Here is a 24,855-nt window from a genome sequence, read left to right as displayed (position 1 = left end):
TATCAGCCATTGGTATTGCTCCCTGAATGACCTTTCTTGCGTGAGATAATAAGCGTCTAAAAACCAAAAACATAGAAGTAGCACCCTTAAAACGCATAACCCATAAGAATTAGAAATCGATTCTATTTTAAGGGATAGAACCCCAACTACAAGAGCGAGAGTCCATTTTTTGCATTCTAAAGAATTTTGCGCCATTCTGTTGATAACGCCTTGCAAGATTTTAAGCTCTTCTACAAGGATTTTTGCTCTGTCTTTCGGGGTATTTTCCATGTTTGATATTTATCTCTTAAAGTTAAAAGTCCAAGCGCCTTTGTTAGTCTGTATTTCTGCTTCTATAATATTGCACCCTTGAGAAATGCCCTTTAAACTTTCTCCAAATTTAAGGGTTTGAGGTTCCATCATCAAACCCTTTTGCTCTAATTGAGAAATTTTATTTTCTATGTTTGCCAACCTTTCCTTTTGATTAAGTATCTTATAAACGCTTGCCATATCTTTAAAATCCTGTATAGAGATTGGAGTAACTGGATCTCCTAAAACAACAGCCGATCCAAGTGCCTCTTCTGGAACAAAATTAACAGCACAATTACCCCGATTAAGCTTCACGCCTTGAATAGTAACGCTATCTGCTTTGGAGTCGATTTGAAACGCACCCTCGCTATTCGCACTCATCTCAATCGGCGATTCACCGCTACCGCCATTCCCACAGCCCACTAAACACAACGCTAAACAGCTAGCACCCAGTAATTTTTGATAAGTTTTAAAAAACATGCTTGTTCCTATGAATTGATTTGTTGCGATAGCTCGTTAAGGGTTATGGTCTCAAAACTTTTTAAAAATGGCGATATGTCATTTTCAATTTTTATTTCAAGTCCTTGTTCTTGTTCGAACGAAAGTGTTAAGTAGCCCTTACTAATAGAATGAGCGATTTTTAATTCTTCATAAATCCATGCGGAATAAGTGATTTTTAATAGATTTTGATTAAAAGAAACGCTGTTACTGCTTTGTAAAAACACAAAATAGGGGCATTTTTCAATCATATCTTGTAAAGATTCTCTGAGAATGAGCGTGAAAGCGTCTTCAATCCTACTTATACAATCGTATTTTGCTAATTCGTTTAAGACATCGTCTTTATAATCCCAAAAAAGCGAATCGATAAACACTTTGCGTTTTGTTTGGCTTTCCAAATAGTCTTTAACCTCTAAAGCCTTATTCCTATCTGCATGCGAGTGCGAGAGGAACACTTGAGCGTTTTTTAACTGCGGTTTGAACGGGCTAAAAAAGGCTTCTTTGATTTCATTGCGTTTTAAAACGATGTTGTCGTTAGAATATGGGGCGTTTTTAATGAGTTCGTGAATCTTTTCAGCCGCTTCATTAATTTGATGGGCTTGGCTGTTAAAAGAGCGTGCAATGGGTTTTAACATAATTTGATTTTTACTACTATCTAAATCAACCTTAAAAGCTTTTATGATTTCTTTAATGTTTTCATTCATTCTAAACCTTTATAAATTATAAATACGATTTTAAGTTCCCTTTAAAATCCTTTGATTATAGTAGACTTAGACTTAGCTTAAGAGCGCTTGAATTTTGGGGTGTTGGGGGGTGTTGGAATAACTAAAAACCACCGCTAAAAAAAGCCTTTTTGCAAACAAAAAGAGCGTATAAATTTACAAGTAGCATGACCCTAAAAGCGCAAAACCAACAAAAACAATCTAAAAAACCTCTTCGCATGCCTTTTTGTCTTTATGGAGTAAGCATGCTTTTTGCAGCTCTATAAAACGCTTCTTCCTTTCTTCTTCGGTTATATTGTTAGGCTTTTCAATAGGGCGTGAAGATTTTGGAGTGGGGGCGTTGAATTTGGGCGCATACCCTAGCTTATTAACTGAATAAAAACCTAAAGCGGCGATTAAAATAAAAATCCAATCTGTTTTTCTGATCTTAGGGCAAAATTTACACGCCATGATTTAATCCTTAAAACATTTGAAGTATAATACACTCTTATGGTCAAATATTAAGTTTAGGAAAAGTTGCATGTGGAGTTTCATTCAAAAAATCTTTAAGGCTTTAATCATTATGCCTTTAGATTTTATCACGAAGTATTTCAAGTCGTTTGTGCTGTTATTGATTGTATTAGTCTTTTTTAGCGCTAAAGAAAGCGCGCCAAGCACCCCACCCAATCTCGCTAAACTCTATTTAAATGGGGCGATTTTTAGCACCGAGGATTTTGATAAAGAAGTGGATAAAATCCTAAAAACCCCTAGCATTAAGGGCGTTTTATTGTTGATTGATTCTCCTGGTGGGGCTGTGTCAGCGAGCGTGGAATTGAGCGAAAAAATCGCTGATTTGAAGCAAAAAATGCCCGTTTTAGCGTATGCTAGGGGGGTTATGGCGAGCGGGAGCTATTATGCGGGCATGCAAGCGAGCGAAGTTTACGCCTCTAAAGCGAGTTTGATAGGATCCATTGGGGTGATTTTTTCAGGCGCGAATGTGGAAAATTTGCTCAATAAAGTCGGCGTAGCCACTCAAGGCGTGCATGCGGGCGAATATAAAGAGATAGGCACTTTCACCAGAGCATGGAAACCCAACGAAAAAGAGTTTTTGCAAAATTTAGTCAATGAGCAATACCAAATGTTTGTGAATGATGTCGCTAAAGCCAGGAAATTAGACGCTAAGGATTATAAGGATTTTGCTGAAGGGAAGGTCTTTAGCGCTCAAAACGCTCTAAAATTAAAACTCATTGATAAAATCAGCACGATTAAGCAAGCCCAAGATCGCTTAATGGAATTGAGTAAGGTTAAAAAAGCCTATTGGCTAGAAAAAAGCCCTATGGAACGCTTCATTGAAAAGGCCACGCAATCAGCGTCAAATATCATCACGCAAGTGCTTGGCTATCAATTATTGATGAGATAAAGATGTTAGAATTTATTTTAAAGATTCAAGCCAGAGACTCTAAAGGCTTAGTGAGCGCAATAAGCGCTACTATCGCTAACAAGGGCTATAACATCGTCAAAAACGATGAATTTGTTGATCCCTTAAAACAGCGCTTTTTCATGCGGCTAAAAATCCAAAAAGAAATCAAGCCCTTGAATACTGAAATTAAAGAGCAAGAAGAGCGATCCTTAAAAACCGCTCTTTTTAAAGCCTTAGAAAACTTTAGCGAGCTACTGATTGAAGTCATTTTAACGCATAAAAAAAACATTATTTTACTCGCTACTAAAGAGAGCCATTGCTTAGGGGATTTGCTTTTAAGGGTGTATGGGGGGGAATTGAACGCTCAAATTTTAGGCGTTATTTCTAATTACGAGGTTTTACGCCCTTTAGTGGAAAAATTTGACATTCCTTATTTTTACGCGCCTTGTGTTGATCAAATTTTGCATGAAAAAGAAGTTTTAGCGATCATTAAAGACCTGGAATTAAAACACAAAGTGAGCGCGGATCTGCTCGTTTTAGCCAAATACATGCGCATTTTAAGCCATGATTTTACGAAGCGTTATGAAAATCAGATTCTCAATATCCATCATAGTTTCTTGCCTGCATTCATTGGGGCTAACCCTTACCAGCAAGCGTTTGAAAGGGGCGTGAAAGTCATTGGGGCCACGGCGCATTTTGTGAATGAAAGCCTTGATGCCGGGCCAATTATCTTACAAGACACGCTGCCCATTAACCACAATTACAGCGTGGAAAAAATGCGCCTAGCGGGTAAGGATATAGAAAAATTGGTTTTGGCTAGGGCTTTAAAACTCGTTTTAGAAGACAGAGTCTTTGTGCATGAAAACAAAACGGTGGTGTTTTGAATGCCTTCATTAAGACACTTTAGGGTTATTGGGATAAACGCATGGACGCATTGACAACGCCCTCAAATTGGCAAAGAGTGAGGCTTGGGGATATTGCCGAAATTAAAAGAGGGGCATCACCTAGACCTATTGAAAATCCTAAATGGTTTTGCACTAATTCTAATGTAGGGTGGGTAAGAATTTCAGACATTTCAAAAAATAGCCGTTTTTTATACAAAACAGCCCAAAAACTTTCTAAAAAAGGCATTGAAAAAAGCAGGTTTATCAAACAAAATAGTTTGATTATGAGCATGTGCGCGACAATTGGTAAGCCTATTATCACTAAAATTGATACTTGTATTCATGATGGTTTTGTAGTTTTTGAAAATCCAAAAATAGATTTAAATTACTTATATTATTTTTTATGTTATATAGAAAAAGAATGGCTAGAAAGTGGGCAACAAGGCTCACAAGTAAATTTAAATGTAGATTTAATTAAAAATAAAGAAGTTTTCTGCCCCAAAGATTTAAACGAACAAATCGCTATCGCTAACGTTTTAAGCGATGTGGATCGTTATCTTTATTCTTTAGACGCCCTCATTCTTAAAAAAGAAAGCGTTAAAAAAGCTTTAAGCTTTGAACTATTGAGCCAAAGAAAACGCTTGAAAGGCTTCAATCAAGCTTGGCAAAAAGTAAGGCTTGGGGATATATGCGAATTTGGCAACGGAAGAGCTTATGAAACTTTAATAGTAGAAAATGGAGATTTTAAACTAATCAGTTTAAATAGTATTGATATTGATGGCAATTTAAAAAATACAATGAAACGAGTTAATTTTTATGATAATTCATTAAAACAAGATGATATAGTCATGGTTTTAAGCGATGTTGCTCATGGGGATTTTTTAGGACTTTGTGCAGTTATTCCTAGTAATGATTATGTATTAAACCAACGCATGGGAAGACTTAGAAAAAGGAATGATTGTGTCAACATTTTATTTTTAAGATTGTATATCAATGCAAATCAAAAATATTTCAAAATGCAAGGTCAAGGTAGTTCGCAATTGAATTTATCCAAAAAAGCCATTGAAGATTTTGAAATCCCCCTACCCCCCCTAAACGAACAAATCGCTATCGCTAACATTTTAAGCGCTTTGGATAGTGAAATCATTAGCCTTAAAAACAAAAAACGCCAATTTGAAAACATCAAAAAAGCTTTAAACCACGATTTAATGAGCGCTAAAATCAGGGTTTAAACAAATAAACGCCCCAAAAGTCAAGGGCAAACCCGCTTATAAGGAAACCCCTAAGCTTTTAAACTCAGGGGAACGCTCTTAGAAAAATCAGCGTTTCACAGAAACGATCACTTTAAGCCCCAAAAAAGCAAACTCAAAGTATAATGATCTCCAAGAGCGTTTGTTATGTGGCTTTGACATAACATGCTCCTTTTAAGGTGATTTGCCCCATAATGCAACTATGGGGCGTGATGAAATCCTACAACAAACCCCCTTAAAACTTTTAATTTTACAAACGCTAAAACAAGATTAAAAAATTGAATGAAAAGATTAAAAATAAAACGCCCCAAAAGTCAAGGACAAACCACCCACAAGGAAACCCCTAAGCTTAAAAGCTTAGGGGAACTTTGGCTAATATATTACTTTTCTATAGAAAAGACCACTTTAAACCCCTTAAAAGAGATTTTAATGTATAATACTAGCCAAGAGTTTTTATCATGTTTTCTTCGCATGATAAACCCTTTTAACCGTGATTTGCCCCATAATGCAACTATGGGGCGTGATGAAATCCTACAACAAACCCCCTTAAAATACCCCTAGATCGCACCAAATACGCAAGACAAAGTTTTACGCCCCATTATGACCACTCAATGAATAAGCTTATCTTTATTAGACAGAAAACAGAGCCATTTGTCAAGCATCAAAAAGAGGGATTTTAAAAGTTTAAAAATCCAACGGAGTTAAAAAAGTTAGCTTAAATGGATAAATTTACTGGATTAAAAGAAAGAGCTAAAAGCTAGGAGTAGCCCTAAGGCCACCCCCACAAACGCCACAATCAATATTGTTGGTTTTGTTGTTGTGCTTTTTGTTGTTGCTGTTGGTGTGCTTGTTGTTGTTGCTGTTGTTGAGCTTGTTGCTCTGCTTGTTGTTCAGCGTGTTGTTGTGCGTTATGGTGATGGTGTTCGCCGCCGTAGTAATGGTGGTGGTGCGCATGGTGATGGTGGTGGTGTTGGCTGTTAGCCTGTTGTTGTTGCTGTTGTTGTGCTTGGTGTTGTTGTTCATGGTGTGCCATGATGACTCCTTTAATTGAAATTTAAATTCTAGCTCATTGGCTAGGATTTCATTTTATAATGCAAAATCTAACCAATTATTAACGAAAAAGATTTTAATACTAATTTTTAATACGAGCGCCAATTCAAGCGCTTCTGTTGTCAAAACTACCAACATCTTTGAATGAAAAAAGCTATAATAAAGAAGTTGCATTAAAAAGGAAAGATAAATCCCCTTTTTAAGGTATAATACTAGGAATTAAAAGCGTGCTATGGTAGTAGCTAAAAAGTCTTTAGGACAGCATTTTTTAACGGACGAGTCGTTTTTAGACAGAATCGTTAATGCTTTGCCCCCCTTAAACCCATTAAAGTTAATTGAAATTGGCGTGGGGCTAGGGGATTTGACTCTCAGGTTATTGGATCGCTATCCTTTAAAGACTTATGAGATAGATAGCAATTTGTGCAAGAAAATGCGATCAAAACTAAAGGCACAAAAAAAGCCTTTTCAATTAGAATTGGTGGAAAAAGACGCTCTTTTTTTAAAAGAAGAAGAGCCTTATTTTTTGATCTCTAATTTGCCTTATTATATCGCTACCAGGCTTGTTTTAAACGCGCTCAAAGACCCTAAATGCAGGGGTTTATTGGTGATGGCACAAAAGGAAGTGGCGCTCAAGTTTTGCGCTAAAGATTCACAGAACGCCTTAAGCGTTTTAGTGCACGCCATAGGGAACGCTACCCTTTTGTTTGATGTGCCGCCTAGCGCGTTTAGCCCGCCTCCAAAGGTGTTTTCTAGCGTGTTTGAAGTGATTAAAGAGCCGCTGAAAGAAAAGGCGTTAGCTTCATTAGCCCAAGCGCCATTTTTTGAAGAAGCCCTACAAAAAGGGTTTGAAACATTAGAAGATTTTTTGAAAGCTTGTTTCTCATCTCCCAGGAAGACGCTTTCAAACAATCTTAAAAAAAGCGTTTCTTATAGAGAAAAGCTTGATAAGGTGTTAGATTTTCTAGCGTTAGAAAACCAACCAACAAGCGTGAGGGCGTCTGAGGTAAAAGATTATCTCAAGCTCTTAAATTACCTTTTAAAAGGCTAATGCCTTTTTAAAAAATTGAAATAAAGGAATAATCGTTATGACGGATAACAACCAAAACAATGAAAACCATGAAAACAGCAGTGAAAATTCAAAAGCTGATGAGATGCGAGCTGGAGCGTTTGAGCGCTTCACCAACCGCAAAAAGCGTTTCAGAGAAAACGCACAAAAAAACGCAGAGTCTTCAAACCATGAAGCGCCTTCGCACCATAAAAAAGAGCATCGCCCCAACAAAAAGCCAAACAACCACCACAAACAAAAACATGCCAAAACACGAAATTACGCCCAAGAAGAATTGGATAGCAACAAAGTAGAGGGCGTTACGGAAATTTTGCATGTGAATGAGAGAGGGACTTTAGGCTTCCATAAGGAGTTAAAAAGGGGCGTTGAAGCGAATAACAAGATCCAAGTGGAGCATCTAAACCCGCATTATAAGATGAATCTAAACTCTAAAGCGAGCGTTAAAATCACGCCTTTAGGGGGCTTGGGCGAGATTGGGGGGAACATGATGGTCATTGAAACCCCAAAAAGCGCGATCGTGATTGATGCGGGCATGAGCTTCCCTAAAGAAGGGCTTTTTGGCGTGGATATTTTAATCCCGGATTTTTCCTACTTGCACCAAATCAAGGACAAAATCGCTGGCATTATCATCACCCATGCCCATGAAGATCACATAGGGGCCACGCCTTATTTGTTTAAAGAGTTGCAATTCCCCCTTTATGGCACGCCTTTGAGTTTGGGGCTGATTGGGAGCAAATTTGACGAACATGGTTTGAAAAAATACCGCTCGTATTTTAAAATCGTAGAAAAGCGTTGCCCCATTAGCGTGGGCGAATTTATCATTGAATGGATCCACATCACGCATTCTATCATTGACAGCAGTGCTTTAGCGATCCAAACTAAAGCGGGAACGATCATTCACACCGGCGATTTTAAAATCGATCACACCCCGGTGGATAATTTGCCTACGGATTTGTATCGTTTGGCGCACTATGGCGAAAAGGGGGTGATGCTTTTATTAAGCGATTCCACGAACTCCCATAAATCCGGGACTACGCCGAGTGAAAGCACCATAGCGCCGGCTTTTGATACCCTTTTTAAAGAAGCGCAAGGGAGGGTGATTATGAGCACCTTCTCTAGCAATATCCACCGAGTCTATCAAGCCATACAATACGGCATTAAATACAACCGCAAGATCGCTGTGATCGGGCGCTCTATGGAAAAAAACCTAGACATCGCTAGAGAATTGGGCTATATCCATTTGCCTTATCAATCTTTTATTGAAGCCAATGAAGTCGCTAAATACCCGGATAATGAAGTCTTAATCGTAACGACCGGCTCGCAAGGCGAAACCATGAGCGCGCTTTATCGCATGGCGACTGATGAGCACCGCCACATTTCTATCAAACCCAACGATTTAGTCATCATCTCCGCTAAAGCCATTCCTGGCAATGAAGCGAGCGTTTCAGCGGTGTTGAATTTCTTGATCAAAAAAGAAGCCAAAGTGGCTTATCAAGAATTTGACAATATCCATGTGAGCGGGCATGCCGCCCAAGAAGAGCAAAAGCTCATGCTAAGACTCATTAAGCCTAAGTTTTTCTTACCCGTGCATGGGGAATATAACCATGTCGCGCGCCACAAACAAACCGCTATTGCTTGCGGGGTGCCTGAAAAAAATATCTATTTAATGGAAGATGGCGATCAGGTGGAAGTTGGCCCTGCGTTCATTAAAAAAGTCGGCACCATTAAAAGCGGTAAAAGCTATGTGGATAACCAAAGCAATTTGAGTATTGACACTAGCATCGTCCAACAAAGAGAAGAAGTCGCTAGCGCTGGGGTGTTTGCGGCTACGATTTTTGTGAATAAAAACAAGCAAGCGCTTTTAGAAAGCTCTCAATTTTCCAGTTTAGGGCTTGTGGGTTTTAAAGATGAAAAGCATTTGATTAAAGAAATTCAAGGAGGATTAGAGGTGTTATTGAAATCCAGCAACGCCGAAATTTTGAATAACCCTAAAAAATTAGAAGATCACACTCGTAATTTCATCAGAAAAGCACTCTTTAAAAAGTTCAGAAAATACCCGGCTATCATTTGTCATGCCCATTCTTCTTGATTGTAACGCTACCGCTATACAAGTTTTAAGAGATGAAGCGAGCGCGCTTTTAGAAAGCGTTGGACAATTCCAAAAACCCAACGATTTAGAAGCCATTGTCAAGCTCATTTTAAAAAGCCAAGAAAAAGGGGGTAAGCTTGTGATAGTGGGCGTGGGTAAGAGCGCTTTAGTGGCGCAAAAAATCGCTGCTTCCATGCTAAGCACCGGTAATAGGAGCGCGTTTTTACACCCCACAGAAGCCATGCATGGGGATTTGGGCATGGTGGAAAAAAACGATGTGATTTTAATGATTAGCTATGGGGGCGAGTCTTTAGAATTATTGAATCTGGTGAGCCATTTAAAACGCTTAAGCCATAAAATCATCACTTTCACTAAAAGCCCTAATAGTTCGATCTCTAAACTCGGCGATTATTATTTGAGCTTGAAAATCAAAAAAGAAGCTTGCCCGATCAACACCGCTCCAACGACTTCCACCACCCTAACCTTAGCGTTAGGCGATGTTTTAATGGCATGCTTGATGCGAGCGAAAAATTTTAGCCAAGAAGATTTTGCCTCCTTTCATCCGGGCGGGCTTTTAGGCAAAAAACTTTTTGTCAAGGTTAAAGACTTATTGCAAACCACCAACCTCCCCCTAATCGCCCCTAACACAAGTTTTAAAGACGCGCTCATAGAAATGAGTGAAAAACGATTAGGCAGCGCGATTTTAGTCAATAAGGCTAACGAGCTTGTGGGGGTGTTGAGCGATGGCGATGTCCGTAGGGCGCTATTAAAAGGGCTTAGTTTGGAGAGCGAGGTGAAGCATTTTGCCACTTTAAAGCCTAAAAGCTTTAAGAATTTAGACGCCCTTCTTTTAGAAGCGTTAGAATTTTTAGAGCGCCATAAGATTCAGCTTTTGGTGTGCGTGGATGATCGCAATAAGGTTTTAGGGGTCTTGCACTTGCACCAACTTTTAGAATTAGGGCTTAAAGCATGAAAACTAGTATTTATGATTTCACTTTAGATGAATTGAGCCAGCTTCTAAAGCCAAGCTTTAGGGCTAAACAGCTTTATTTGTGGCTCTATGCGAAGTATAAAACAAGTTTTAAAGACATGCAAAATAATTTTTCAAAAGATTTTATCGCTTATTTAGAGCAAGAATTTACTTTGCGCACGATAGAAATCACGCATGTGAGAAAGAGCGTTGATGGCTCTAAAAAATACCTTTTTAAATCTTTAAGGGACAACCACACTTTTGAAGCGGTGTTGTTGAAAATGAAAGACAAAAAGATTGATGAAAAGACTAACGCCATTTTAGAGGGGGAAAAATACACCGTATGCGTGTCTTGTCAAATCGGCTGTCAAGTGGGTTGCGCGTTTTGTTTCACTCAAAAAGGCGGTTTTGTAAGGAACTTAAAAGCGAGCGAGATTATCCAGCAAGCCCTACTCATTAAAGAAGACAATAACCTCCCCATTGAAAAAGCGCTCAACATTGTTTTTATGGGAATGGGCGAGCCTTTGAACAATTTAGATGAGGTGTGTAAAGCGATTGAGATTTTTAATACCGGCATGCAAATTTCCCCTAAAAGAATCACGATTTCCACTAGCGGCGTAGCCGATAAAATCCCCATTTTAGCGGGCAAAAACTTAGGCGTGCAATTAGCCATATCCTTACACGCCGTAGATGACAAAACGCGCTCATCTTTAATGCCCTTGAATAAAAAATACAATATTGAATGCGTTTTGAATGAAGTGAGGAAATGGCCTTTAGAGCAGCGCAAAAGAGTGATGTTTGAATACCTTTTGATCAAAGATCTAAACGATAGCCTGGACTGCGCTAAAAAACTTCTAAAACTTTTAAACGGCATTAAATCCAAAGTGAATTTGATTTTATTCAACCCGCATGAAGGCTCTAAATTTGAGCGCCCCAGCTTAGAGAGCGCTAGAATGTTTGCGGATTTTTTAAATTCCAAAGGTTTATTATGCACCATTAGAGAGTCTAAAGCCTTGGATATTGAAGCGGCTTGCGGGCAATTGAGGGAGAAAAAGCTCTCTCAGCAAATTTGAAAACTCTTTTTCAAAATTTATGGGATATGGATTAAAAATTAGCGTCAAAATTTCTTCCATTAACAATTGATTAGATTTTATACTGTAAAATGAAATCCTAGCTAGTGAGCTAGAATTTAAATTTTTAATCAAAGGAGTCATCATGGCACACCATGAAGAACAACACGGCGGGCACCACCACCATCACCACCACACACACCACCACCACTATCATGGCGGCGAACACCACCATCACCACCACAGCTCTCATCATGAAGAAGGTTGTTGTAGCACTAGCGACAGTCATCATCAAGAAGAAGGTTGCTGCCACGGGCATCACGAGTAATATCGGTGTGGCTAGGGGCAACTTGACTAGGGTTGTCTCTGGCTTTGACTTTAAGATACAATCATTCCATTCTAACCCATTCTAATCAAACCCATTAAATCCAATCAAACCAACACGCTTGATTTTTATTTTTATAAACGCTCATTAATGTTAAAAATACTCACCAATGCCTATAAAAAGTAATTTTTTATCCAATAATATTGTTAAGACTTTTAATTTAAGCTTCAATGTTTTACAATATTCAAGATATTAAAACAATTTTTCAATCAAGGAAAGGATATGCGAGTTACCCCCCCCATTTTTAAAACCTAATAAGAAATTTTTATTTTTGGCTCTGTATTCTGTGCTAGGGTTTCATTTTAGCCATGCTATAGATGAGGGCGTGCTTAATGAACTCGTTGGAAAGAAAGTTCAAGAAGCTTTAGCGAAAGAAAAAGCTAAGGCTAAACATCAAAGAGCGGATAAAAGCGCTTTTTTTGCCGGTCTTGGCTATAGCGGGATGTTTTCATGGAATTTAGCTTATAAAGATAGTTTTGTTTTGCTACGTCACTATGACTTCAATTTTGGTGGAAGACTCTTAGAAAGAAAAGATCCCAGCACAATCTTAAACGGCTTTAATTTTAAGGTGGGGTATCAGTATATCGCTCCTGTTAAGATTAAAAAAATGGGTTTTGGCGTTAGGGGAGGGTTCCAATATTCCTATAAAGCGGGTAATTACATGGAAAAAGATAAATACCAACAATACTTATTTGGAGTGATACCCATAGACACAATAAGTCCTGTTTCTTTTTTTAATGGTGGTATGATAACAATGTCAACTTACAGCTTTTTGTTAGATTTTTTACACAATGTGTATGAAAATGAGAAGTTTTTCATCGGTTATTTTATAGGGGCTGGGCTAGGGGGTGAGAGCGTAACGGCCAATGTTCTTAAAGATTTTGGTAATATATTAGCGCAATTGGTGCAATTTCAGGGCTATGGCTCGTTAGGGCTAAGAATGGGCGATAAACACCACACGCTAGAATTGAGCGCAAGCATCCATGGCGACGCTCCTAGTTGTTCTTTAAAAAAGCTAAAGAGTTGCGAAAGTGTGAGGGTTTTACAAGCAAAAATCCCCAGGGGCATTTTTGAAAGCTATGTTACTTGGGGCGCGGATTATGTTTATCGATTTTAAAAGTTTTTAAAAATTTAATGGCTTTGTTCCAATTGAATAGGGATAACAAAATCTAAAAAATGCTTTAAGCATTTTTTATAATCTAATCATAAAGAGCTTACGAAAAGCGAGTGATTGCTTCATGCTTCATTGTTCCAACTCCCATGCGTCTTTAAAAGAAGCGTTTTTAAGCTTTAAATTCAAGCTCCCTTCAATCCATGGGGCATTAGCTCCCTTTTCGTTGTTGTCAAATAAAAACACCCCTAAAAAGCCTCTAGGGGTTTTAATCAGGCTCAATTCCACGCTAGGAAGAATGATTGTGCTGTCAGGTTTGACTTCAAAGGCCAGGAAAAAGGGACGGTTGTTTTTGAAATCATAGCCATTTTTGGTGTATGAATAGCCGGGGGCGCTTTGCAAGATGCCTTTTTGAGTTTCCACGCTAAAAGAATCCAAGTAATAAAACCCAGGCTCTAGTTTGAACGATTGGACTTTGGCTAAAGCGTAGCGGTTTTTCCATAAAAGCATGAAACGATTACTCCCTAGCATGAATAAAGGCCCCCTAGGGTCTTTGAGCTTTGCTTTAGGGTTTTTTTCAAGCGTTTCATTGTGCTTGGCGACAACTCCTCTATCCACTTTACGCCAATAAGTGCGCACGCTTTGGCCTTGATGCGCGATATAAAGATTCACCAAACCAGAATGATGGCCTTTAGGGGGCAAGCAAGAGGCTAATAAAAGAGTGGCTAACAAACTCACAATTTGAAACTTCAAACAAATTCCTTAAAAAGAGTGGTGGCTGAATGCTAACATGCTAAAACTAAAACCCTTATAAGTTATGGATAAAAACTTAAAGAATAGGGTAAAATAAACGCATGCGAATAGACAAATTTTTACAATCAGTGGGTTTAGTGAAGCGGCGCGTTTTGGCGACAGATATGTGCAACGTAGGGGCGGTGTGGCTCAATGGGAGTTGCGCTAAGCCCAGTAAAGAAGTGAAAACAGGCGATGTGATTAGCTTGCATTATTTAAAAGGGATAGAAGAATACACGATTTTACAAATCCCCACTTTAAAAAATGTGCCGCGAAAAGACACGCACCTTTATATCGCTCCTAAAACAAAAGAATAATAAAGCAAAGGATAAACATAATGAAAGAATACAAAGACACCTTAAACTTAAACACAACCACCTTTTCTATGAAAGGGAATTTGAGCGTCAATGAGCCTAAAACTTACGCCAAATGGCAAGAACAACAAGCGTTCAAACGCATGCAAAATAGGAAAGGTAACCATGGGGATTTCACTTTGCATGACGGGCCGCCTTATGCGAACGGGCATTTGCATTTAGGACATGCCTTAAATAAGATTTTAAAAGACATTGTTATTAAAAGGGAATATTTTAAAGGGAATAAAATCTATTACACGCCCGGTTGGGATTGTCATGGCTTACCCATTGAGCAGCAAATTTTAGAGCGATTAGAAAAAGAAAAAACGAGCCTAGAAAACCCCACACTGTTTAGAGAAAAGTGCCGAGATCATGCGAAGAAGTTTTTAGAAATCCAAAAGAACGAGTTTTTGCAATTAGGCGTTTTGGGGGATTTTGAAGATCCTTATAAAACCATGGATTTTAAATTTGAAGCGAGCATTTATAGGGCTTTAGTGGGAGTGGCTAAAAAAGGGCTTTTGAAAGAGCGCCACAAGCCTATTTATTGGAGTTATGCATGCGAGAGCGCTTTAGCGGAAGCTGAAGTGGAATACAAGATGAAAAAATCGCCCTCCATTTTTGTGGCGTTTGATTTGAAAAAGGAGGGTTTAGAAAAATTAAAAGTCAAAAAAGCGAGCTTGGTGATTTGGACGACCACGCCTTGGACTTTGTATGCGAATGTGGCGATCGCTTTGAAAAAAGACGCTGTTTATGCACTCACCCAAAAAGGCTATTTAGTCGCTAAAGCCTTGCATGAAAAATTAGCCGCTTTAGGGGTGGTGGATAATGCGATCACGCATGAATTTAATTCCAATGATTTAGAATACTTAGTGGCTACAAACCCGCTCAATCAAAGGGATTCGCTGGTGGTTTTAGGAGATCATGTGAGTTTAGAAGACGGCACAGGAGCCGTGCATACCGCACCCGGGCATGGTGAAGAGGACTACTATCTGGGCTTAAAATACCATTTAGAAGTGTTAATGTCTGTAGATGAAAAGGGTTGCTATGATGAGGGCATTATCCATAACCAACTATTAGATGAAAGCTATCTGGGCGAACACATTTTTAAGGCTCAAAAACGCATTATAGAGCAATTGGGCGATTCTTTATTGCTAGAGCAAGAGATTGAGCATTCCTACCCGCATTGCTGGAGGACGCACAAGCCTGTGATTTACAGAGCGACCACGCAATGGTTTATTTTAATGGATGAGCCTTTCATGCAAAATGATGGTTCTCAAAAAACCTTAAGAGAAGTGGCTTTAGATGCGATTGAAAGGGTGGAATTTGTGCCAAGTAGCGGGAAAAACCGCCTAAAAACCATGATAGAAAACCGCCCTGATTGGTGCTTGAGCCGGCAAAGAAAATGGGGCGTGCCACTGGCCTTTTTCATAGACAAACGCACGAATAAGCCTTGTTTTGAAAGCGAAGTTTTAGAGCATGTGGCCAATCTTTTTGAAAAAAAAGGTTGTGATGTGTGGTGGGAGTCTAGCGTAAAGGATTTGTTACCCCCTAGCTATCAAGAGGACGCCAAGCATTATGAAAAAGTCATGCACATTTTAGACGTGTGGTTTGATAGCGGTAGCACCTTTAAGGCGGTTTTAGAAGACTGTCATGGAGAAAAGGGGCAAAGCCCTAGCGATGTGATCTTAGAAGGGAGCGATCAGCATAGGGGGTGGTTTCAAAGCTCGCTTTTAATCGGTTGTGTTTTAAATAATCAAGCCCCTTTTAAAAAGGTCATTACACATGGCTTTATCGTAGATGAAAAGGGCGAAAAAATGAGTAAATCTAAGGGCAATGTGGTGTCTTTGGACAACTTGCTCAAAAAGCATGGGAGCGATGTGGTGCGTTTGTGGGTAGCGTTTAATGACTATCAAAACGATTTGAGAGTCTCTCAAACCTTTTTCATTCAAACAGAACAGCATTATAAAAAATTCCGTAACACCCTTAAATTCTTACTCGCCAATTTTAGCGATATGGATCTCAAAAATTTAGAACGCCCCCATGACTTTAGCCCTTTAGATCATTTTGTATTAGAGGCTTTAGAAACGATAAGCGCTGGAGTCAATAGCGCGTTTGAAGAGCATGATTTGGTGAAGGGCTTGAATATTTTAATGGCGTTTGTTACCAATGAATTGAGCGGGATTTATTTAGACGCTTGTAAGGATAGCTTGTATTGCGATAGCAAAAATAATGAAAAACGCCAAGCCATTCAAATGGTCTTACTCGCTGTGGCTAGCCAATTGTGCTACTTTTTAGCCCCGATTTTAACGCACACGATTGAAGAAGTTTTAGAGCATAGCCAGGTGCTTTGCGCGTTTTTACAAGCCAAAGATGTGTTTGATTTAAAAGGCATTAGCGTTTTAGAAAAACTCCACCTTAAAGAGTTTAAAAAACCAGAAAATTTTGAAGCCGTTTTAGCCTTGCGCTCTGCTTTTAATGAAGAGTTAGACCGATTGAAAAAAGAAGGCGTGGTTAAAAATTCGTTAGAATGCGCTATTGAGGTGAAAGAAAAAGCGTTGTGTGAAAATTTGATAGAAGAATTGCTGATGGTGAGCTTTGTGGGGATTGCAAAAGAAAAATTGAGCGAAACGCCAGCATTCACGCTCTTTAAAGCCCCCTTTTATAAATGCCCCAGGTGTTGGCGTTTTAAAAGCGAGTTAGAAAACACCCCTTGCAAGCGCTGTGAAGAGGTTTTAAAAGAGCGATGATAAAAGGATAGGGCTTTTGGAAACTTTACAAACCCATAGAGTTTTACAAGCCCTAATTGGCCATTTCACCCCATTTTTAGAAAGCGGGATCACCGAGCTTATCATCAATACCGAGCAAGAGCTTTGGCTTTATAAGATCGATAACACACGAGAAAAAAGAGGGCATGCGCTTTTTAATAAGGCGTTTTTACTGAGATTTTGCGAGCAATTGGCCAGTTTTAGGGGGTTATTTTTTGATGAAGAGCACCCCACTTTAAATTGCTCTATCCCTTTCACGCGTTATAGGGTGAGCGCGAATCACTTCAGCATCACCACGAACAATCAAATCACGCTCAATATCCGTGTGCCTAGGCTTAAGCCCTTAAGTTTAGAGGATTTCACTTTTAAAGCAAGCGATCCAAAAAGTTTGAAAAATTTAGCCCTAAAAGGGCATAACATTCTCATTAGTGGGGAGACTTCAAGCGGTAAAACAAGCCTATTAAACGCTCTTTTAGATTGCGTCAATAAAGATGAAAGGGTGGTGAGCGTTGAAGACAGCCAAGAATTGGATTTAAAAGCGTTCAGCAATTGCGTGGGGCTTTTAGTGGGCAAGCAAGAGAACACGCGCTTTAATTATGAAGACGCTCTCAATATGGCCATGCGCTTAAACCCGGACAGGCTCATTGTGGGCGAGATTGATACTAGGAATGCGGCGCTTTTTTTGCGTTTAGGAAACACCGGGCATAAGGGCATGCTCTCAACCATTCATGCTAATAGCGCTCAAAACACTTTAGAAGCCCTTTCACTGAATTTGAGCATGCGTTATGCGCATGCCTTAGACAAGGATTTGATGCGAGCGTATTTTAAAAGCGCGATTGATGTGATCGTGCATGTGAATAGAATCAATAATGAGCGCCAAATCGCTGAAGTCTTATGGACTAGAGAGCTTTAAATGCCCCTAAAATCCTTAAAAAACCGCTTGAATCAGCATTTTGAACTATCGCCTCGCTATGGGAGCGTGAAAAAAATCATGCCCAATATCGTTTATGCGGATGGTTTTAACCCCTCTGTGGGCGATGTGGTGAAGATTGAAAAAAGCGATGGCAGCGAATGCGTGGGAATGGTGGTGGTGGCAGAAAAAGAGCAGTTTGGTTTCACGCCCTTTAACTTCATAGAGGGGGCTAGGGCTGGCGATAAGGTGCTGTTTTTAAAAGAGGGGTTGAATTTCCCTGTGGGCCGTAATCTTTTAGGGAGGGTGCTTAACCCTTTAGGGCAAGTCATTGACAATAAGGGGGCATTGGATTATGAGCGATTAGCGCCTGTGATCACAACGCCTATAGCCCCTTTAAAAAGAGGCTTGATTGATGAGGTTTTTAGCGTGGGGGTGAAGAGCATTGATGGGCTTTTGACTTGCGGTAAGGGGCAAAAACTGGGCATTTTTGCCGGCTCTGGGGTGGGTAAATCCACGCTAATGGGCATGATCACTAGGGGTTGCTTAGCGTCCATTAAAGTGATCGCTTTGATTGGGGAAAGGGGCAGAGAAATCCCTGAATTTATAGAGAAAAACCTGAAAGGGGATTTAAGCTCTTGCGTGTTGGTGGTCGCTACAAGCGATGATAGCCCTTTGATGCGCAAATACGGGGCCTTTTGCGCGATGAGCGTGGCGGAGTATTTTAAAAACCAAGGGCTAGACGTGTTATTCATCATGGATTCAGTGACTCGTTTCGCTATGGCTCAAAGAGAAATCGGTTTAGCCTTAGGCGAACCGCCCACTTCCAAAGGCTACCCCCCATCCGCGCTTTCCTTATTACCTCAATTAATGGAGAGAGCGGGTAAGGAAGAAAATAAGGGGAGCATCACGGCTTTTTTTAGCGTGTTAGTAGAGGGCGATGATTTGAGCGATCCCATAGCCGATCAAGCCAGGAGTATTCTAGATGGGCATATCGTCTTAAGCAGGGAATTGACCGATTATGGGATCTACCCGCCTATTAATATTTTAAACTCCGCATCAAGGGTGGCTAAAGACATCATCAGTGAGTCTCAAAACCTTTGCGCGAGAAAATTCCGCCGTTTGTATGCGTTGTTGAAAGAAAATGAAATGCTCATTCGCATCGGCTCTTATCAAATGGGGAACGATAAAGAGCTTGATGAAGCGATTAAGAAAAAGGCTTTAATGGAGCAGTTTTTAGCGCAAGATGAAAACGCTTTACAGCCTTTTGAACAAAGCTCTCAGCAATTAGAAGAAATCTTAAAATAAAAGGAATGTTATGGAATCACAACTCATGAAACTCGCCATTGAGACTTATAAAATCACTTTGATGATTTCTTTACCGGTATTACTAGCGGGCTTAGTGGTGGGGCTATTAGTCAGTATTTTTCAAGCGACCACTCAAATCAATGAAATGACTTTGTCTTTTGTGCCTAAGATTTTAGCGGTGATTGGGGTGCTGATTTTAACCATGCCGTGGATGACTAACATGCTTTTAGATTACACTAAAACCTTAATCAAGCTCATTCCTAAAATCATAGGCTAGTAAATGCTAGAAAAAACCATTGATTTTTCCCGTTACAGCAGCGTGAAAATCGGCACGCCTTTAAAAGTGAGCGTTTTAGAAAACGATGATGAAATCTCTCAAGAACACCAGATTATCGGTTTAGCGAACAACCTTTTAATCGCTCCTAGTGCGAAAAATCTCGCCCTTTTAGGCAAAAACTACGATTATATTTGCGATAAGGGTGAGTGGGTTGAGGTAGGGGGAGCGACGAATTCTTCTAAAATTTTTAATTATTTTAGGGCGCATGATTTAGAGGGTTTGGAGTTCTTAGGGCAATTGCCTGGCACTTTAGGGGCGTTAGTTAAAATGAATGCTGGCATGAAAGAATTTGAAATCAAAAACGTTTTAGAAAGCGCTTGCGTTAATAATCAATGGCTAGAAAAAGAAGCTTTGAGGCTGGGCTATCGCAGTAGCGGGTTTAGCGGCGTTGTTTTAAGAGCGAGGTTTAAAAAAACGCATGGTTTTAGAGAAGAGGTTTTAAAAGCGTGTCAAAGCATGCGTAAAAGCCACCCCAAATTGCCTAATTTTGGGAGCTGTTTCAAAAACCCGCCTAACGATCATGCGGGCAGGCTTTTAGAGGGCGTGGGCTTAAGGGGTTATTGCTTAAAAAGAGTGGGCTTTGCCAAAGAGCATGCGAATTTTTTGGTGAATTTGGGGGGTGCGGAATTTGAAGAAGCGCTGGATTTGATAGAACTCGCCAAAACCAGAGTGTTACAAGAATACGGCATTCATTTAGAAGAAGAAGTGAAAATTTTGAGATAGAAAATGGCTAAGAACAATCAATCTCAAAGATTGAGCAAACAACATAAAGAGTCTTTAGGTGTTGCGAATATTTTTACCGATGAGGCTAGATTGCACGATATGGGTGTGAGCAGTATCTCTAAACTTGTTATGCAAAAACTTGAAAATGAATTTAAGAATTTATCGTTTAGGCACAGAGCAAGCATAACTAAGAGAGAAATTAATTCTGTATTGCAGGGGCTTGATGATGAACTTGGAAAGACCTTGTTTATTCAAAGCTCTAAGATAAAACCTGATGGAGGTATCATTGAAGTTAAAGATGATGATGGAAATTGGAGAGTTATATTGATAACAGAAGCCAAACATCAAGGAAAAGATATAGAAAATATTCAAAAAGGAATATTGGTGGGTAAAGACAGTAATCAAGATTTAATGCAAGCTGGGAATGCTATAGAAAGAGCGTATAAAAATATTGCTGAAATGGCTAATTTTATGCTCAAAGAATTGCATTTTCCTTAACATTTTATTTTTAGAAGGCTCTAATTTTTTAACTCAAACCATATCGGTAAAAAGACCTGATGGAAGGGTAGTAATTCTTGAGTATAATTCTGGAGTTCTTAATAGATTGGATAAATTAACGGCAGCTAATTACGGAATGCCTGTCAATCAAAATTTATGTCAAAACAAGTTTGTTCAGCATAAAGATAGAGTTATTATGTTACAGGCTATTTCTATTTACACATAAGAAGATGGACAAAGATGGGATTTAAATAAAATGTTTGAAATCATGCTTGAAGTAGCTAGAACTTCTCTTAAAGTCTTAGGTAGTTCACTTTTTAATCAAATTGTTGGTAAAAACAATGTCAAGAAAAGCGACTAATCAAATATTGCAAAAAGCTAAGAAGCTAAAAAGCGATGAATTTTATACACAATTGGCAGATATAGAAAATGAGTTGCAATACTATAAATAACATTTTAAAAATAAAGTTGTTTTTTTGTAATTGTGATGATGCAAGGGTGAGTAATTTTTTCAAATATTTTTTTGTTCATTTTCAAGAACTAGGGCTTAAAAAATTGATTTCTGCTTGTTATGTGGAACCAAAAATATTTAGTGGCAGCAACCAAAACTCAAAAGGATTTTATTGCGAATATGAAGGGAAAAAGGATTGGCAAACAACCATTAATGAGTTGAATTTTTTCAAAGGAGACGGTGATTTTCGCAGTAAGGAGAGTATTCAATTACTAAAAGAAGCAGATGTTGTGGTAACTAATCCACCTTTTTCGCTTTTTAGAGAGTTTGTAGCACAATTGATCGAACACAGCAAGAAGTTTTTGATTATTGGGAATATCAATGCAATTACATACAAAAACATTTTTACTTAATTAAAAATAATAAAGTATGGTTAGGCATGCATCTTGGTCGAGGGATTTCAAGTTTTATTGTTCCAAGACATTATGAACTTTATGGCACAGAAACTAAAATTGATAGCTTAGGCAATCGCTTAATCTCTCCTAATAATTGCTTATGGCTCACAAATTTAGATTATAAAAAAAGGCATGAGATATTGCCACTCACAAAAAAATACAATAAAAATAAGTATGAGTTATACGATAATTTTGATGGAATTAATGTGAATAGAACCATAGATATACCTTTGGACTATAGGGGTTCTATGGGAGTCCCTATAACTTTTTTACACAAATTTAATCCTAAGCAGTTTGAGATTATTGGTTTTAGGAAGGGAAATGATGGTAAGGATTTGTCCGTGAATGGTAAATGCCCCTATTTTAGAGTTTTAATTAGACATAAAAAAGATTACTAAAGGTGTATTCTTAATGTTTAGTCTTACAAAAAAAGGACTTTAAAAAAGTCTTTATCCTGAAACCCAAATAAGATCTAATCGTTTTTGATCGGATGTGGGTTTTAAAAGATTGCATTTGTTGGTCTTTAGCCATTTCAAGGCGTTCTTTAAAAAAATCGTTTTTAAAAGGGGTGCAAAAAAGGTTTGCAAGCCAAAAACCCGCTTCAGCTTCATAGCAAATCAAACGCCCGTTCAAAGAACTCACAGAACGCCACGGCTTGTATTTGATGAAATGGAGCATGATGATGTTTTTAGGGTAGTGCTCTTTGAAAAAGTCAGAATAGCAATTATAATAAATAGGCAATTCTAAAATACGCTCTAAAAACACCATATTGATTAAACACTGCTCAGGGTAGAAAAGGTCTTTCCCTCTAGTTTTTAAAAACTCTAAAGCGATCTTTTCAAACCCATTTTCGCGCCACAAATCTAAATTCGCTACCAAAAAGCCCATGTTAAAGCCTTGATGGATGCGTTTTAATTCGTTTGGGCTAAAGCGTGAAAAATCCATTTTAAACTTCTTGCATGTCCGCTCAATAAAATGACAAAAAGCTTCAAAAGGAAGGTGGGAAAAAGTGTCTCTCACCATGCCAAGCAACTTAGTGGGATCGTTATCCAGCGCAAAATAAGCGCTTGCAACATCGCCTAAAAACACCGTATCCACATCTATGGAAATGATTTTAGAATAATTAGGGAAGAGCGAAGCGAGCAAAAGCCGGCACAAAACAAGAAGCCCACCATAACGCTTGGAGCAAGACTCATTGAGATAGCTTTCTATGGAATGATCCAGCGAATTGATGTCTATAAACTCTAATGAAGCGAATTTTTTAAAAGGCTCAAGGGTTTTTAAAAGCTTGTTTTGCTGTTCTAAAGTAACCCCTTTAATCAAACAATGGATTTTATACATGATGTTAGCGCCTAAAAGTTTGTTATTTTGATTTAAGAGGCTAAAGTCTATCGTGCTCGTGTGCCTGCTCGCATGGGAGAGTAACGAATAAAGGCTCACGCCTGCCCCTAGCGCGTAATTCTTATCAAAACTCATAAAAATAGGGATAATTTGATTTTGCGGAGTTTGCGTATCCATTTATCGCTCCCTTGTATCGCTTTTTGAGTGTTTTAAAATCGCATGCCTAACTTCTTCAACGCCCCCCATGTAGAGGTTATTGAATTGGGTTTTATTGAAAGTGTTTTGGCGCTTGGCTAATTTCATGGTGTTAGAAATAATCGCTTCTTCTAGCTCCTTTAAAGTGAGTCGTTTTTCTAAATAAAGAATGCTCTCTTTAACGCCTATGGCTTTAAAAGGCTGCGAATCTTTAGGGTATTGGGTATAGAGGGCTTTGATTTCTTCAATAAGGCCGCAATCAAGCATGTTTTTGGTGCGCTGTTTGATGTTGTTATGGAGCGCGCTTTTTTCAATAGACAGAGCGAATAACGAGATGGCATGCTCAAAGGGTTTTTTAGGGTTAGCCTTAAAATACTCGCTTGGGGGCGTGTGGGTGGCATAAAAGATTTCTAAAGCCTTATGGATGCGGTAAGTGTCGTTTGGATGGATTTTAAAAGCCATGTTAGGGTCAATGGATTTTAAAAACATATAAGGGTTAGAAAGAGTGGCAATTTCTCGCTCTATTTTTACAACCTCTTCATTGCTCAGTTTTGGCATGCTACTCAAACCTTCTAAAATGGACTTTAAGTAAAAACTGCTCCCCCCCACAATGAGTAAAATCTCTTTAGAAGACACTCTCATGGTGTCCTCTAAAAGGGTTTTAAAAAGAGGGGCATTATTTTTTTCATCAATGTTAAGGTAGTCTAGGGCGTAATGTTTGATATTTTTTCGTTCTTTTAGGCTCGGTTTAGCCGAAGCGATATTAATCTCTTTATAAATACTCAAAGAGTCCAAAGAAAAGATTTCAGCGTCCAATTCTTGGGCTAATTCAATAGAAAGAGCGCTTTTCCCGCTCCCGCTAGGCCCTAAAAGCGCGATGAGTTTCTTAGGCGTTTTGATAAGGAATCCCTCTTTTATAAGCGTTCAAAAACCCTTCCAAATCAAATTTTTTACGGCATTCTTCGGTGAAAAGATGGATCATCAAATCCCCTAAATCCAAAATGATCCACTCTTCATTAGACTCATCTATTTGGTAAAAGACTTCGCCTAACGGCTTAAGGGTGTTTTTAAGTGCGTCTAGTAAAGAAAGGGCATGCTTATTCGCTAGCGTGGTGGCGATAATGACATCTTCTACCAAATAGGGGGTTTTAGACAAATCAATGTGTGTAATATCAAAAGCCTTTTTTTCATCTAATAGAGCCGTAATCATTTCTATGCGTTGGTTCATGAGTTTCCTAAAAAATGGGTTAAAATAACCTTATTATAACTCAAATCAAGGAAGATTAATGACCCCTGAATCAAACCTCAAATCCTTAGGCGCTAAAACGCCCTATATTTTTGAATACAACAGCGATTTACTAGAAGCTTTCCCTAACCCAAACCCCAATTTAGACCCTCTAATCACTTTAGAATGCAAGGAATTTACAAGCCTTTGTCCGATCACTTCCCAGCCGGATTTTGGCGTGATCTTTATCCGCTACATCCCTAAAGATAAAATGGTAGAAAGCAAGTCTCTAAAACTCTATTTATTCAGTTACAGAAACCATGGGAGTTTCCATGAGAGCTGTATTAATACGATTTTACTAGATTTAGTCCAATTGCTAGAGCCAAAGTATTTGGAAGTGTGTGGGGATTTTGCCTCTAGGGGCGGGATTGCGATCAAGCCCTTTGTGAATTATGCGATCAAAGAATACCAAGACTTTAAAGAAAAACGCCTTTTGGATGCGAAATAACACGCAAAGATAGGGTTTTAAGATTAAAGCCTTTCCAAATTAAACGGACAAATTAGAGAGAATGAAAAAAGAAAAATAAAAGATCAAAAAAAAGAGCCACCCCACATGGGGGGGTTTAGTTTTCTAAATTTTCAGCCTCGCCCTCGTTTTTATCGGCTAAATCCTCATCGCCCTCATCTCGTAGTCCATAGTTACCAAGATTATCGGCTAAT

The 24,855-nt window shown here is 38.8% G+C and carries 25 protein-coding genes and 5 pseudogenes; 20 read left to right on the top strand and 10 right to left on the bottom strand.

The genetic code is table 11. From position 1 onward, the window contains the following. The 4 genes and pseudogenes from IC572_RS07290 to IC572_RS07275 all read right to left on the bottom strand — a co-directional run. Nucleotides 1-270 (bottom strand): annotated as a pseudogene (locus IC572_RS07290) (hypothetical protein); the annotation flags it as partial. Nucleotides 271-279: 9 nt separating this feature from the next. Further along, a complete protein-coding gene (locus tag IC572_RS07285) occupies nt 280-768 on the bottom strand; it encodes a hypothetical protein (RefSeq protein WP_078271124.1) in 489 nt (162 codons plus the stop codon). 8 nt (nt 769-776) lie between these two features. After that, nucleotides 777-1,490: a toll/interleukin-1 receptor domain-containing protein gene (locus IC572_RS07280; RefSeq protein WP_187855679.1), complete on the bottom strand. Its 714-nt coding sequence runs from the start codon at nt 1,488-1,490 to the stop codon at nt 777-779. 219 nt (nt 1,491-1,709) lie between these two features. Beyond that, complete coding sequence (locus IC572_RS07275; RefSeq protein ID WP_127994416.1) at nt 1,710-1,958, bottom strand: hypothetical protein; 249 nt, start codon at nt 1,956-1,958, stop codon at nt 1,710-1,712. A 70-nt stretch (nt 1,959-2,028) separates the two neighbouring features. Between IC572_RS07275 and sppA the strand changes: the two genes are divergently transcribed. The 4 genes from sppA (at nt 2,029) to IC572_RS08025 (ending at nt 5,602) form a co-directional block, all read left to right on the top strand. Beyond that, nucleotides 2,029-2,907, top strand: a complete 879-nt coding sequence (sppA, locus tag IC572_RS07270) for a signal peptide peptidase SppA (RefSeq protein WP_187855677.1) — start codon at nt 2,029-2,031, stop codon at nt 2,905-2,907. 2 nt (nt 2,908-2,909) lie between these two features. After that, entirely contained in the window at nt 2,910-3,791 is an 882-nt protein-coding gene (gene purU / locus IC572_RS07265) for a formyltetrahydrofolate deformylase (protein ID WP_187855675.1), read from the top strand. A gap of 41 nt (nt 3,792-3,832) precedes the next feature. Continuing rightward, the gene (locus tag IC572_RS07260) at nt 3,833-5,023 is read left to right on the top strand and encodes a restriction endonuclease subunit S (protein WP_187855673.1); all 1,191 of its coding nucleotides are present in this window, start codon (nt 3,833-3,835) and stop codon (nt 5,021-5,023) included. 447 nt (nt 5,024-5,470) lie between these two features. After that, the gene (locus IC572_RS08025) at nt 5,471-5,602 is read left to right on the top strand and encodes a cag pathogenicity island protein (protein ID WP_232263358.1); all 132 of its coding nucleotides are present in this window, start codon (nt 5,471-5,473) and stop codon (nt 5,600-5,602) included. A 189-nt stretch (nt 5,603-5,791) separates the two neighbouring features. Here IC572_RS08025 and IC572_RS07250 read toward each other — a convergent pair whose 3' ends face one another. Then, complete coding sequence (locus IC572_RS07250) at nt 5,792-5,995, bottom strand: hypothetical protein (protein WP_415751477.1); 204 nt, start codon at nt 5,993-5,995, stop codon at nt 5,792-5,794. Next, nucleotides 5,928-6,074, bottom strand: a pseudogene (hpnL, locus tag IC572_RS08020) (nickel-binding protein HpnL); the annotation flags it as partial. The gene IC572_RS07250 and the pseudogene hpnL, both read right to left, overlap by 68 nt. 249 nt (nt 6,075-6,323) lie before the next feature. Between hpnL and rsmA the strand changes: the two are divergent. The 7 genes and pseudogenes from rsmA to IC572_RS07220 all read left to right on the top strand — a co-directional run bounded on the left by rsmA (nt 6,324) and on the right by IC572_RS07220 (nt 12,788). After that, complete coding sequence (gene rsmA, locus IC572_RS07245; RefSeq protein WP_187855671.1) at nt 6,324-7,139, top strand: 16S rRNA (adenine(1518)-N(6)/adenine(1519)-N(6))-dimethyltransferase RsmA; 816 nt, start codon at nt 6,324-6,326, stop codon at nt 7,137-7,139. A gap of 37 nt (nt 7,140-7,176) precedes the next feature. After that, nucleotides 7,177-9,246, top strand: a complete 2,070-nt coding sequence (locus IC572_RS07240) for a ribonuclease J (protein ID WP_187855669.1) — start codon at nt 7,177-7,179, stop codon at nt 9,244-9,246. After that, complete coding sequence (locus IC572_RS07235; protein WP_187855667.1) at nt 9,230-10,219, top strand: KpsF/GutQ family sugar-phosphate isomerase; 990 nt, start codon at nt 9,230-9,232, stop codon at nt 10,217-10,219. The genes IC572_RS07240 and IC572_RS07235 overlap by 17 nt, the downstream gene beginning before the upstream one ends. Then, nucleotides 10,216-11,289 (top strand): dual-specificity RNA methyltransferase RlmN, encoded by a 1,074-nt coding sequence (gene rlmN / locus IC572_RS07230; RefSeq protein WP_187855665.1) that lies wholly within the window; start codon nt 10,216-10,218, stop codon nt 11,287-11,289. Before IC572_RS07235 ends, rlmN begins: the two co-directional genes overlap by 4 nt. Before the next feature lie 142 nt (nt 11,290-11,431). Continuing rightward, a pseudogene (locus IC572_RS08015) lies at nt 11,432-11,551 on the top strand (hypothetical protein); the annotation flags it as partial. Beyond that, a complete protein-coding gene (locus IC572_RS07225) occupies nt 11,502-11,699 on the top strand; it encodes a hypothetical protein (protein WP_415751476.1) in 198 nt (65 codons plus the stop codon). The pseudogene IC572_RS08015 and the gene IC572_RS07225, both read left to right, overlap by 50 nt. Nucleotides 11,700-11,942: 243 nt before the next feature. Then, nucleotides 11,943-12,788: an outer membrane beta-barrel protein gene (locus IC572_RS07220; RefSeq protein WP_187855663.1), complete on the top strand. Its 846-nt coding sequence runs from the start codon at nt 11,943-11,945 to the stop codon at nt 12,786-12,788. A 126-nt stretch (nt 12,789-12,914) separates the two neighbouring features. Here the strand turns inward: IC572_RS07220 and IC572_RS07215 are convergent, their stop codons facing one another. Continuing rightward, nucleotides 12,915-13,535 carry a hypothetical protein gene (locus tag IC572_RS07215; RefSeq protein ID WP_187855661.1) on the bottom strand — a complete coding sequence of 207 codons (621 nt, stop codon included), beginning with the start codon at nt 13,533-13,535 and terminating at the stop codon, nt 12,915-12,917. 101 nt (nt 13,536-13,636) lie between these two features. Here IC572_RS07215 and IC572_RS07210 point away from each other — a divergent pair, with 101 nt between their 5' ends. From IC572_RS07210 to IC572_RS07880, 8 genes and pseudogenes are all read left to right on the top strand, one after another. Next, nucleotides 13,637-13,891, top strand: coding sequence for an RNA-binding S4 domain-containing protein (locus tag IC572_RS07210; protein ID WP_001217177.1), 255 nt, complete (start codon nt 13,637-13,639; stop codon nt 13,889-13,891). A gap of 20 nt (nt 13,892-13,911) precedes the next feature. Next, nucleotides 13,912-16,674 carry an isoleucine--tRNA ligase gene (gene ileS / locus IC572_RS07205; protein ID WP_187855659.1) on the top strand — a complete coding sequence of 921 codons (2,763 nt, stop codon included), beginning with the start codon at nt 13,912-13,914 and terminating at the stop codon, nt 16,672-16,674. 16 nt (nt 16,675-16,690) lie between these two features. After that, nucleotides 16,691-17,605: a CpaF/VirB11 family protein gene (locus tag IC572_RS07200; RefSeq protein WP_187855657.1), complete on the top strand. Its 915-nt coding sequence runs from the start codon at nt 16,691-16,693 to the stop codon at nt 17,603-17,605. After that, the gene (gene fliI, locus IC572_RS07195) at nt 17,606-18,910 is read left to right on the top strand and encodes a flagellar protein export ATPase FliI (RefSeq protein ID WP_187855655.1); all 1,305 of its coding nucleotides are present in this window, start codon (nt 17,606-17,608) and stop codon (nt 18,908-18,910) included. It abuts the gene before it with no gap. A 10-nt stretch (nt 18,911-18,920) separates the two neighbouring features. Further along, nucleotides 18,921-19,187, top strand: coding sequence for a flagellar biosynthesis protein FliQ (gene fliQ, locus IC572_RS07190; RefSeq protein WP_000445741.1), 267 nt, complete (start codon nt 18,921-18,923; stop codon nt 19,185-19,187). Between the two features lie 3 nt (nt 19,188-19,190). Next, nucleotides 19,191-19,970: a UDP-N-acetylmuramate dehydrogenase gene (locus IC572_RS07185; RefSeq protein ID WP_187855653.1), complete on the top strand. Its 780-nt coding sequence runs from the start codon at nt 19,191-19,193 to the stop codon at nt 19,968-19,970. A gap of 3 nt (nt 19,971-19,973) precedes the next feature. Continuing rightward, nucleotides 19,974-20,829, top strand: a pseudogene (locus IC572_RS07180) (EcoRI family type II restriction endonuclease). Continuing rightward, nucleotides 20,810-21,772 (top strand): annotated as a pseudogene (locus IC572_RS07880) (adenine-specific methyltransferase EcoRI family protein). Before IC572_RS07180 ends, IC572_RS07880 begins: the two co-directional pseudogenes overlap by 20 nt. Nucleotides 21,773-21,782: 10 nt before the next feature. On the opposite strand, the gene IC572_RS07165 reads toward IC572_RS07880, so the two are convergent. Genes IC572_RS07165 through rsfS form a run of 3 tightly spaced genes read right to left on the bottom strand, consistent with a single transcriptional unit; the run spans nt 21,783 to nt 24,138 of the window. Then, nucleotides 21,783-22,892: a glycosyltransferase family 8 protein gene (locus IC572_RS07165; RefSeq protein ID WP_187855651.1), complete on the bottom strand. Its 1,110-nt coding sequence runs from the start codon at nt 22,890-22,892 to the stop codon at nt 21,783-21,785. Next, nucleotides 22,893-23,789, bottom strand: coding sequence for a tRNA (adenosine(37)-N6)-dimethylallyltransferase MiaA (miaA, locus tag IC572_RS07160; protein WP_187855681.1), 897 nt, complete (start codon nt 23,787-23,789; stop codon nt 22,893-22,895). A 7-nt stretch (nt 23,790-23,796) separates the two neighbouring features. Next, the gene (gene rsfS / locus IC572_RS07155) at nt 23,797-24,138 is read right to left on the bottom strand and encodes a ribosome silencing factor (protein WP_001076136.1); all 342 of its coding nucleotides are present in this window, start codon (nt 24,136-24,138) and stop codon (nt 23,797-23,799) included. A gap of 58 nt (nt 24,139-24,196) precedes the next feature. On the opposite strand from rsfS, the gene queF reads away from it, so the two are divergent. Next, entirely contained in the window at nt 24,197-24,643 is a 447-nt protein-coding gene (gene queF, locus IC572_RS07150; RefSeq protein ID WP_187855649.1) for a preQ(1) synthase, read from the top strand. Nucleotides 24,644-24,855: the final 212 nt, after the last annotated feature.

The sequence above is a fragment of the Helicobacter pylori genome (genome assembly GCF_014496485.1).
In the GTDB taxonomy this organism is placed as follows: Bacteria; Campylobacterota; Campylobacteria; order Campylobacterales; family Helicobacteraceae; genus Helicobacter; species Helicobacter pylori_DD.
This window is presented reverse-complemented; position numbering and strand designations above follow the sequence as displayed.

Excerpts from the sequence above, each read along its gene's own strand:
- rlmN (WP_187855665.1), top strand. The coding sequence starts at position 10,216 with ATGAAAACTAGTATTTATGATTTCACTTTAGATGAATTGAGCCAGCTT.
- IC572_RS07280 (WP_187855679.1), bottom strand. The coding sequence starts at position 1,490 with ATGAATGAAAACATTAAAGAAATCATAAAAGCTTTTAAGGTTGATTTA.
- rsmA (WP_187855671.1), top strand. The coding sequence starts at position 6,324 with ATGGTAGTAGCTAAAAAGTCTTTAGGACAGCATTTTTTAACGGACGAG.
- fliI (WP_187855655.1), top strand. The coding sequence starts at position 17,606 with ATGCCCCTAAAATCCTTAAAAAACCGCTTGAATCAGCATTTTGAACTA.
- queF (WP_187855649.1), top strand. The coding sequence starts at position 24,197 with ATGACCCCTGAATCAAACCTCAAATCCTTAGGCGCTAAAACGCCCTAT.
- fliQ (WP_000445741.1), top strand. The coding sequence starts at position 18,921 with ATGGAATCACAACTCATGAAACTCGCCATTGAGACTTATAAAATCACT.
- purU (WP_187855675.1), top strand. The coding sequence starts at position 2,910 with ATGTTAGAATTTATTTTAAAGATTCAAGCCAGAGACTCTAAAGGCTTA.
- IC572_RS07275 (WP_127994416.1), bottom strand. The coding sequence starts at position 1,958 with ATGGCGTGTAAATTTTGCCCTAAGATCAGAAAAACAGATTGGATTTTT.
- IC572_RS07225 (WP_415751476.1), top strand. The coding sequence starts at position 11,502 with ATGGCGGCGAACACCACCATCACCACCACAGCTCTCATCATGAAGAAG.
- IC572_RS08025 (WP_232263358.1), top strand. The coding sequence starts at position 5,471 with ATGTATAATACTAGCCAAGAGTTTTTATCATGTTTTCTTCGCATGATA.
- IC572_RS07250 (WP_415751477.1), bottom strand. The coding sequence starts at position 5,995 with ATGCGCACCACCACCATTACTACGGCGGCGAACACCATCACCATAACG.
- IC572_RS07210 (WP_001217177.1), top strand. The coding sequence starts at position 13,637 with ATGCGAATAGACAAATTTTTACAATCAGTGGGTTTAGTGAAGCGGCGC.
- ileS (WP_187855659.1), top strand. The coding sequence starts at position 13,912 with ATGAAAGAATACAAAGACACCTTAAACTTAAACACAACCACCTTTTCT.
- IC572_RS07235 (WP_187855667.1), top strand. The coding sequence starts at position 9,230 with ATGCCCATTCTTCTTGATTGTAACGCTACCGCTATACAAGTTTTAAGA.
- IC572_RS07260 (WP_187855673.1), top strand. The coding sequence starts at position 3,833 with ATGGACGCATTGACAACGCCCTCAAATTGGCAAAGAGTGAGGCTTGGG.
- rsfS (WP_001076136.1), bottom strand. The coding sequence starts at position 24,138 with ATGAACCAACGCATAGAAATGATTACGGCTCTATTAGATGAAAAAAAG.
- IC572_RS07240 (WP_187855669.1), top strand. The coding sequence starts at position 7,177 with ATGACGGATAACAACCAAAACAATGAAAACCATGAAAACAGCAGTGAA.
- IC572_RS07285 (WP_078271124.1), bottom strand. The coding sequence starts at position 768 with ATGTTTTTTAAAACTTATCAAAAATTACTGGGTGCTAGCTGTTTAGCG.
- sppA (WP_187855677.1), top strand. The coding sequence starts at position 2,029 with ATGTGGAGTTTCATTCAAAAAATCTTTAAGGCTTTAATCATTATGCCT.
- IC572_RS07165 (WP_187855651.1), bottom strand. The coding sequence starts at position 22,892 with ATGGATACGCAAACTCCGCAAAATCAAATTATCCCTATTTTTATGAGT.
- IC572_RS07185 (WP_187855653.1), top strand. The coding sequence starts at position 19,191 with ATGCTAGAAAAAACCATTGATTTTTCCCGTTACAGCAGCGTGAAAATC.